We start from the raw sequence: 8,320 nt of genomic DNA on the forward strand, positions 1-8,320 counted from the left end.
AATACGGTTAAAGGATTACAACCCGGAGCCCGGGGTATACCCGGTCATACAGTGCCACCACATCCCGATTGCGCATGCGGATACAGCCGTGGGACCTGGGAACCCCCATGGGCTCGGTATCCGGTGTGCCGTGAATGTATATGAAGCGACGAAAACTATCGACCCCGGGGCCCCGGTTTTTGCCCGGCTCCAGACCGCACAGCCAGAGGATACGGCTCAGGATCCAGTCCCGGTCGGGATGCGCCAGTGCCAGTTCCGGACGGTAGATTTCACCGGTGGGGCGACGGGCCCGGAACACGGTATTTTCCGGCAAGCCCTGGCCCACCATGGCGCGGATATAGTGTTCGCCCCGGGGGGTGCAGCCACTGCCATCCTGCTCTCCGGCCCCGTTCAGGGCGGTGGACACCGGATAGCTGGCAATGATGCGGCCCTGATCGTTCATCAGGGACAGGGTCTGGTCAGCGATGGAGACTGCCAGATGATCGACGTGCTCGTGAGATTGGGTCAAAACCGGTCGGGCTCCGTATCCGGACTATTCCAGACCGGAAGCCTAACCGAGGGAGCTGAACTCAGGCAACCGAGACCTTACTGCTTTTGGGCGGAACCAGCATGGTGTCTTCGGCCTGCATGCCGGCGGCCAGGAAAGGTACGAGGCGCATGGCGATCTCCTGGACCGAGGTTTCGACACCGGTCTTGTTCTGCAGGATGTCACGCAGGGCATCGGAGCTGGACATGGTGAAGGCGGTCGCTCCGAGCATGAACTGGATGCGCCAGTAGCGGTCTACGGCCGAAAGCTGAGGGGTTGCAGCCTTGAGCAGACGCATGAACCGGCTGAACGGATCGCCGTACTCCTGCTCCAGGAACTTGCGCAGATGGCCCTGGGACTGGGTGTAGGCGAGACCGAGCAGGCGCATGAAGATGGAGATGCCCTTCTCGTTTCTCTGGGGCATCCGAACAGCACTTTCGGTCAGAGCCCAGAGCGTCTGATTCAGGGTCGGCGGCTGATCGCCGCAGCTTTCCTCAAGCTCGTCGAAGGCTTTTTCCAGGGTGGCGGAAAACGGTGTGAGGAATCGGGCAAAGACCGCGTGGATCAGCGCGTTCTTCGAACCAAAGTGGTAATTGACAGCAGCGAGGTTTACTTTAGCCTTGCTGGTAATCATCCGGAGGGAAGTTTCGGAAAACCCGCGCTCGGCAAACAGCTCTTCCGCTGCATCGAGAATCCGGTCTACGGTATCAGATTGCGCCATCTTGTTATCGGTGCCTCTAGCGTACGTCTGTTTTAAACATACGTTTGACGCCTATTTATGTCAAGTTTGTTATCCTTCAGCTTCCCGCCACAGCGCACAGACCCCAAAGCCAAGAGGTAGTCTATGTTCACAGGTATTGTCCAGGGTATTGCCACCATTGACGAGATCACCGCCCGGCCGGGACTGAACACGCTGGCGGTGCGGCTCCCTGAAAACAAGGTCGAAGGCGTGAGTATCGGCGCCTCCGTGGCCATCAATGGCACCTGCCTGACCGTGACCCGCCAGGACGGCGCGACGCTGTACTTCGATGCCATGCAGGAGACCCTGCGACTGACCACACTGGGCGACCTCGATGCAGGCGACGCGGTCAACTTCGAGCGGGCGGCGCGCATCGGTGACGAGATCGGCGGCCACCTGCTGTCAGGGCATGTGCATACCACGGCCAGAATCGTGGAAATCGAGCGTCCGGAGAACAACGTCACGATCTGGTTTGAAGTGCCCGAAGACTGGATCCGTTACATCTTTCCCAAGGGCTACATTGCCATCAATGGCGCCAGCCTGACCATCGGCGAGGTCCGGGATAATCGGTTCAACGTACACCTGATTCCGGAAACCCTGAGGGCCACCACCTTCGGCATGGCGGAGACCGGAGACCGGGTCAACATAGAGATCGACAGTCAGACCCAGACCATTGTCGACACCCTGGCACGCCTGGGTTACGACCGCCCGGCCTGAAACACCACAAACTTCGGATCCGCATCCAACTGACGTACCTTTGAGAAATCGCGCCTGAGGGTCCGGTGGTACCCCAGGTGCCGGTTGCCCACCATCAGCAAACGGCCGCCAACGGCAAGATGCCGGGCGGCCTGGCGGAACAGCCGCAGGGCAATATGATCACCTACCACACCACCTTCATGGAACGGGGGGTTGAGCAGGATCAGGTCAAACGCCCCGGCCTCTTCCGGAATACCGTCGACGTGATGAAAGGTCGCTTCGAGGCCCGGAAATGCCCGACTGACATTGTGCCTGGCGCTCAGCACCGCCTGGCTGGAGACATCGGTGAACGTCAGATCCAGCTCCGGTCTCGCCGACAGCGCCTGAAGCCCGAGCACACCGTTGCCGCAGGCGAGATCCAGCACCCGGGCATCGACATCGAGCGCGGCCAAGGCATCGGTGACATGGGGCAACAGCAGCCGTGTACCGATATCCAGCTTCTCCCGGGCGAACACCGCCGGCAAGGCCTCCACCCGAACACCGTTATCCAGGGCATAGCCCTTCCATAATCCCGCCCAGTCTTTCAGGCCCGCCTGCCCCCGGCTGCACATCACGACCCGTGCCTTCTTGCGGGCTGGCAAAACCTGCTCGGTCACCACCGCCTCGGCAAAGACATCGACACTGCGATCCGGCAGGTGCTTGATCATACCGCCGGCCAGGATCCGGCCCTGCCCTGACAGCACCCCGTTGAGCCAAAGTAGCAGCCAGGCCAGATAGTCCGCCTGGCGGGGAATCCGCAACACGACGAGATCAAAGGGGCCCCCAGGCGGATCCTGCCAACTGGTGGCACGGGGCACGTTCATGACCGAGGGATTGGCCCCGGCGTTCAGTGCCAGCGATTCGGTCAATGCGGCGTTGTCCGCCACCAGTTCCGGGGCAAAGCGGGTAAGGCCCAGGGACAGGGCACCGAACTGGTCATCGACAATGAGGACTCTGGCGCCCGGCCGGTCCTGAAGGAACATTGCAGAGGACTCGAGCAACAGCTCATCGGCCGCATCCCAGGCCCTGAGCGACTTGTCACCGCCGCCGGGGCGGACCAGCGACAGTGGGCCATCGGGAGTCTGGAGCTTGGCACTAGTCATTTCGGGCTTTCCGGAGAAGGGTTTCATGAGGGCGCCTATTCTAGGCTGTTTATTCTAGAAATTAACCCTAGAGTGGGCGGCGTTCATGCAATTCACCTTTGCCCCTCACCCCAGGGGCTTTTTTATCCCTTCAGCGGCGAACAGCGCGGTAGACGGTAAACCGACGGGTTTGCTCCAGTCGCTCCACAGTACCGACATGGCGCCGGATCAGCTCTTCATAAGGCAGGAAACTGTTCGCCACCAGCCGTAACTCCCCACCGGATTCCAGGTGGGAAGCGACCTCCCGGAGGAAGCGCTCGGTCATGGAGGTATCGGTCCGCACACCGGTATGAAACGGCGGGTTGGTGACAATGGCGGGCCATTTACCCTCGATGCCTGCGAGGCCATCCGAGGCACGGATATCACCCGCGCAGCCATTGCGTTCATAGGTTGCCCGGGCACAGCTCACCGCCTGCGCCTGGACATCGACGCCATCGACCCGGGCCGCGGCCTGATCCGACTGCCGCTGCCAGCCCTGGAGCCAGCTGCCGATCACCCCGGCACCACAGGCGAAATCCAACAGTCGGCCGGCACTGACAGGCTCTTTGGCGAGGCTGTCCAGCAACAGGGCCGTCCCCTCATCCAGCTCACCGAGGCTGAAGACACCCGGCATACCGGCCACATCGATGCTGACACCCCCATGCTCTACCCGTGTCCAGGTGATCCAGTCCGCCAGCGCGAACGCCGGGGCCGGCTCTGCAATCTCTGCGCTCCACACCTGGCAATGACGGGCACTATCCACCTTGCCGGCATCGGGCAACCTGGCCCTGAGCTGTTTGACCGCACCGGCGATCCCTTCTTTTTTCTCGCCCACCAGTATCAACCGGGCACCGGCCCTGGCCAGCCATAGCGCCAGCGCCAGGCGCAGGTCCAGCTCGACCCGGGCCTTGGGCAGGAAAACCACGAGGGTGTCGAGCGTGGCGGGTTGTAGACCGGGGTCTTCATAGCCGAAACAGGCCTGCCAGCCCGACACCCCACTCAGAGCGCTGTACACGCCGGCATGCTCACTCATGGCAAGGCCACCCTGCCCCAATCGGGAAAGCAGGCCGGGATCCGTTACCCCGAGCAGACCAACAACCCCACTGAGCAGGTCACGGTTACGAAGCAATGCCTCGTGGGAATTGGGAAGGGAAGTCATGGAGCGATCAGGCCAGTTTCTGGCGACCGGCACGGACCGGGCGCTGGACCAGCTCCTCGACCGCAATCTGCCGGACCTGGTCCCGCTCTTCCTCGTTGGAGATGGACAAGCCCATGTCCCGGAGCAGACCATCGGCCACGTCGTAGACGAAACCGTGAACCGTCAGAGGCTGCCCGCGACGCCAGGCTTCCTGGACAATGTTGTTCTGGCAGACGTGCCCCACCTGCTCCACGACATTCAGCTCGCACAGGCGGTCGATCCGGTCCTGCTCACTTGTGATCGCGTCCAATGTTGCCTGATGGCGATCACGAACGTCCTGAACATGGCGCAGCCAGTGGCTGATCAGGCCGAACCCCTCGTTCCGCAGTGCTGCACGCACACCGCCACAGCCGTAGTGGCCCACCACCAGAATGTGCTTCACCTTGAGCACCTCGATGGCGAACTGCAGCACCGACAGGCAGTTGAAGTCGGTGTGCACAACCACGTTGGCCACATTGCGGTGAACGAAGAGTTCACCGGGCAGCAGATCCACAATCTGGTTGGCCGGTACCCGGCTGTCGGCGCAGCCGATCCAGAGGTATTCCGGCGCCTGCTGATTGGACAGGCGGTCGAAGAACTTGGGATCGACGGACTTGATGCCGTTGGCCCAGGCCCGGTTCTTGTCCAGCAGATTATCTAGCTGCCCCATGCAAACAACTCCCGTTTCTGAGAAAAGTGCCGGAATTGAAAGCGAATCACTGTCGAAACGCAATACTCAGTTGGTCTCAACCTCGATTTCACCCTGGGGCTGATGGATCGTGCTCTGGGCAAGGTCCAGCAACTCCCGCAGCGCAACCGAGAACATGGCGTACTCGGGCTCCCGGGTACTCTTGAGCTCCGCGAGCATCGATCTCCAGCGGTCGATCATGTGCTGGTGCTGCTGCATCCAGCTCTCCACACAAGCCGGAACATCCGCAGGTTTCTCCGCCATCTTCAACACCCCGGTGGTCAGCGCACGTTGCTGCCAGTCCAGATCTTCCCGGAAACTTTCCCGGGCCAGCGCCTCCCAGTGGGATGCCGGCCGAAGGTCGGCAATGGCTGTGGCAAACCAGGTCAGGTCGAGACGGTCGCCCAGCTCGAAATAAAGGTTGGCCACGGTCTTGAGGGGCATACCGGTGGCCTCCTTGGCCTCGATGATGCCCAGGGAAGAATACAGATAACCGGTACCGGAAACCACCGATGCGAGTTCCCTGGGCAAGCCCGCCTCGACGAGATCTGTGTGGCGTTTCTCCCAAGCCTGGCGCGCCTGCTCGCCGAGATAGTCCGGCAGGCCGGCGGTAATGGCCCAGACACTGTCGGCGAACCGTTCCATGTGGCTCTGGATGCTGAGCTCGGCCCGGCGGTTACGCAGCAGCCAACGGACGGACCGGCGCATCAGGCGCATCAGGTCCCGCATCAGCTCCATCTGCAATCTGGCGGGAATGTGGAAATCCAGTGCCTCGATCCTGTCCCACCAGTTATCAATGCGGAATACATCCCGCGCGATAATCCATGCCAGGGCGATGGAAGCAGCGTCCGCACCGGTGGACTGGTTCAGGCGCTCCACAAAAGTAATGCCCATGTGGTTGACCATGTCGTTGGCAATCTGCGTGGCGATAATCTCCCGCCGCAACTGGTGCTCGCCCAGCTCCGAGCTGAACTGCTGGGTCAGGGCGCGGGGAAAAACCTTGTACATTTCTCCTGCCAGCAGAGGCTCGTCCGGCAAGGTGCTGTCGATCAGGGTCTGTTTGAGATCGCCTTTGACATAGGAAATCAGCACCGACAACTCCGGGCGGGTCAGCCCCTTCTTGTCGAGCTTGCGCTCGGACAGGGTTTCATCGTCCGGCAGGAACTCCAGGGCCCGGTTGAGCTTGCCTTCGCTCTCGAAGGTGTTCATCAGCCGGCGGTATTCCTCCAGACGCGTGGCCGCGTCCTCGCTGGCGATACTGATGGCCTGGGTCTGACGGTAGTTGTTCTTCAGTACCAACTCCGCAACATCGTCGGTCATTTCCTCCAGCATCACATTCCGGTGCTTCTCGGTAAGGTCGCCAACGGCCACGGCCCGGTTGAGCAGGATCTTCATGTTGACCTCATGGTCCGAGCAATCCACGCCACCGGAGTTGTCGATGAAATCGGTATTCAGACGTCCGCCTCTCAAGGCGTACTCGATCCGCCCCAACTGGGTCAACCCCAGGTTGCCGCCCTCACCGACCACCTTGCAGCGCAGCTCGGAGCCGTTGATCCGCAGGCCATCATTGGCCTTGTCGCCAACATCCGCGTTGGTCTCGGCGCTGCCCTTGACGTAGGTACCGATACCACCCACCCAGAGCATGTCCACCTGGGCCTTGAGAATGTGGGAAATGAGCATGTTGGGTGGCACGCGATCAGCCTTGATGCCCAACAGCTTTTTCATTTCCGGGCTGACCGGGATCGATTTGGCGTTGCGGCTGAACACCCCACCGCCCTTGGAAATCCGTTTGGCGTCATAATCGGTCCAGGCTGACCTGGGCATTTCAAACAGGCGCTTGCGCTCACGATAGCTGGCTTCGGAATCCGGATCCGGATCGACGAAAATGTGAATGTGGTTGAACGCCGCAACCAACCGGGTCTTCTCCGAGCACAGCATGCCGTTACCGAACACATCCCCGCCCATATCGCCGATGCCGATGGCGGTGAATTCGTCCAGTGCCGGGTTGATGCCCATCTCGCGGAAGTGCCGCTCCACAGAGACCCAGGCACCCCGGGCGGTAATGCCCATCTTCTTGTGGTCATAGCCGTTACTGCCCCCGGAGGCAAAAGCGTCGCCCATCCAGAAGCCGTATTCCGCGGCCAGGCCATTGGCAATATCGGAGAAGGTCGCGGTGCCCTTGTCGGCAGCCACCACGAGATAGTGATCGTCATCGTCGTGCCGGATCACCCGCTCCGGCGGCACAATTCCGGCATCCACCAGGTTATCGGTGATATCGAGCAGGCCGCGAATAAAGGTCTTGTAGGCCTCGATACCCTCGGCCTGGAAAGCTTCCCGATCCGAGGGATCCGGCAGTCGTTTGGCCACGAAACCGCCCTTGGCGCCGACCGGCACAATCACCGCATTCTTCACCTGCTGCGCCTTGACCAGACCAAGGATCTCGGTGCGGTAATCCTCGAAACGGTCGGACCAGCGCAAGCCGCCACGGGCGACCTTGCCGCCCCGGAGGTGCACGCCCTCGACCCTCGGCGAGTAAACGAAAATCTCGAACATCGGCAGCGGTAAAACCCTGCTGGCCCTGGCAGCTGCCTTGGCCAGAAAACAGCTGTACCGCCAGATATTTATTGCCAGGCCTGTGGTTCCTCTGAGCAACAAGGATCTGGGTTTTCTGCCCGGAGATGTGGCCTCCAAGCTGGACCCGTATATGCAGCCGTTATATGACAATCTGACGGTGATCCAGAACCATTTTAATGAAAACAATACAAACTCTAGACAGATCCGGGAGCTCATCGAGGAGGAAAAGATAGTGATCACCCCCATTTCGTATATCAGGGGGCGATCTATTGTCCGGGTTTTCTTTATCGTGGATGAAGCGCAGAATCTGACACCCCATGAAGTGAAAACCATCATCACCCGGGCCGGGGAGGGCACCAAGATTGTGTTTACCGGTGATATTTTCCAGATTGACCATCCCTATCTGGACAGTCAGACTAACGGACTTGCCTATATCATTGAAAAAATGAAGGGCCAGTCCCTGTATGCCCACATCAATCTGGAAAAAGGGGAGCGGTCAGACCTAGCGGAATTGGCTGCAAAAATCTTATAGGCGTGATCTTTCCGGCCGGAATTTATGCGGCCTTGGTAACCTTACCTGCTTTGATGCAGCTGGTACACACGTCAATTCTTCTTACGCAGCCCTCTTTGATACGGGCCCGGACCCGTTGAAGATTGGGATTGAACCTTCTTTTGTTCAGATTGTGTGCATGGCTTACATTGTTGCCCACCATGGGTTTTTTTCCGCAAATGGCACATTCTTTTGACATATCTCAAACTC

8 protein-coding genes and 1 pseudogene are annotated in these 8,320 nt (G+C 60.1%); 2 read left to right on the forward strand and 7 right to left on the reverse strand.

Annotated elements, in window-relative coordinates; translation table 11 throughout:
* Positions 1-7: 7 nt before the first annotated feature.
* Positions 8-508, reverse strand: coding sequence for a L,D-transpeptidase family protein (locus R6W86_RS00420; RefSeq protein WP_410327421.1), 501 nt, complete (start codon positions 506-508; stop codon positions 8-10).
* Between the two features lie 61 nt (positions 509-569).
* Positions 570-1,247 carry a TetR/AcrR family transcriptional regulator gene (locus R6W86_RS00425; protein WP_410327422.1) on the reverse strand — a complete coding sequence of 226 codons (678 nt, stop codon included), beginning with the start codon at positions 1,245-1,247 and terminating at the stop codon, positions 570-572.
* 123 nt (positions 1,248-1,370) lie between these two features.
* Here R6W86_RS00425 and R6W86_RS00430 point away from each other — a divergent pair, with 123 nt between their 5' ends.
* Positions 1,371-1,982, forward strand: a complete 612-nt coding sequence (locus R6W86_RS00430) for a riboflavin synthase subunit alpha (protein WP_410327423.1) — start codon at positions 1,371-1,373, stop codon at positions 1,980-1,982.
* Here R6W86_RS00430 and R6W86_RS00435 read toward each other — a convergent pair.
* The 4 genes and pseudogenes from R6W86_RS00435 to R6W86_RS00450 all read right to left on the reverse strand — a co-directional run.
* Positions 1,964-3,103, reverse strand: a complete 1,140-nt coding sequence (locus tag R6W86_RS00435) for a class I SAM-dependent methyltransferase (RefSeq protein WP_410327424.1) — start codon at positions 3,101-3,103, stop codon at positions 1,964-1,966. The two genes, R6W86_RS00430 and R6W86_RS00435, sit on opposite strands and share 19 nt — an antisense overlap.
* A 130-nt stretch (positions 3,104-3,233) precedes the next feature.
* Positions 3,234-4,280, reverse strand: coding sequence for a methyltransferase (locus R6W86_RS00440; protein WP_410327425.1), 1,047 nt, complete (start codon positions 4,278-4,280; stop codon positions 3,234-3,236).
* Between the two features lie 7 nt (positions 4,281-4,287).
* Complete coding sequence (can, locus tag R6W86_RS00445) at positions 4,288-4,968, reverse strand: carbonate dehydratase (RefSeq protein ID WP_410327426.1); 681 nt, start codon at positions 4,966-4,968, stop codon at positions 4,288-4,290.
* 66 nt (positions 4,969-5,034) lie between these two features.
* Positions 5,035-7,551, reverse strand: a pseudogene (locus tag R6W86_RS00450) (NAD-glutamate dehydrogenase domain-containing protein); the annotation flags it as partial.
* Between the two features lie 25 nt (positions 7,552-7,576).
* Here R6W86_RS00450 and R6W86_RS00455 point away from each other — a divergent pair.
* Positions 7,577-8,092: a PhoH family protein gene (locus tag R6W86_RS00455; RefSeq protein WP_410327427.1), complete on the forward strand. Its 516-nt coding sequence runs from the start codon at positions 7,577-7,579 to the stop codon at positions 8,090-8,092.
* Positions 8,093-8,114: 22 nt separating this feature from the next.
* Here the strand turns inward: R6W86_RS00455 and rpmB are convergent, their stop codons facing one another.
* On the reverse strand, positions 8,115-8,309 hold the full coding sequence (rpmB, locus tag R6W86_RS00460; RefSeq protein ID WP_410327428.1) for a 50S ribosomal protein L28: 195 nt from the start codon (positions 8,307-8,309) through the stop codon (positions 8,115-8,117).
* Between the last annotated feature and the right edge of the window lie 11 nt (positions 8,310-8,320).

Origin of the sequence: Marinobacter sp. (assembly GCF_046484525.1) — a bacterium.
In the GTDB taxonomy this organism is placed as follows: Bacteria; Pseudomonadota; Gammaproteobacteria; order Pseudomonadales; family Oleiphilaceae; genus Marinobacter.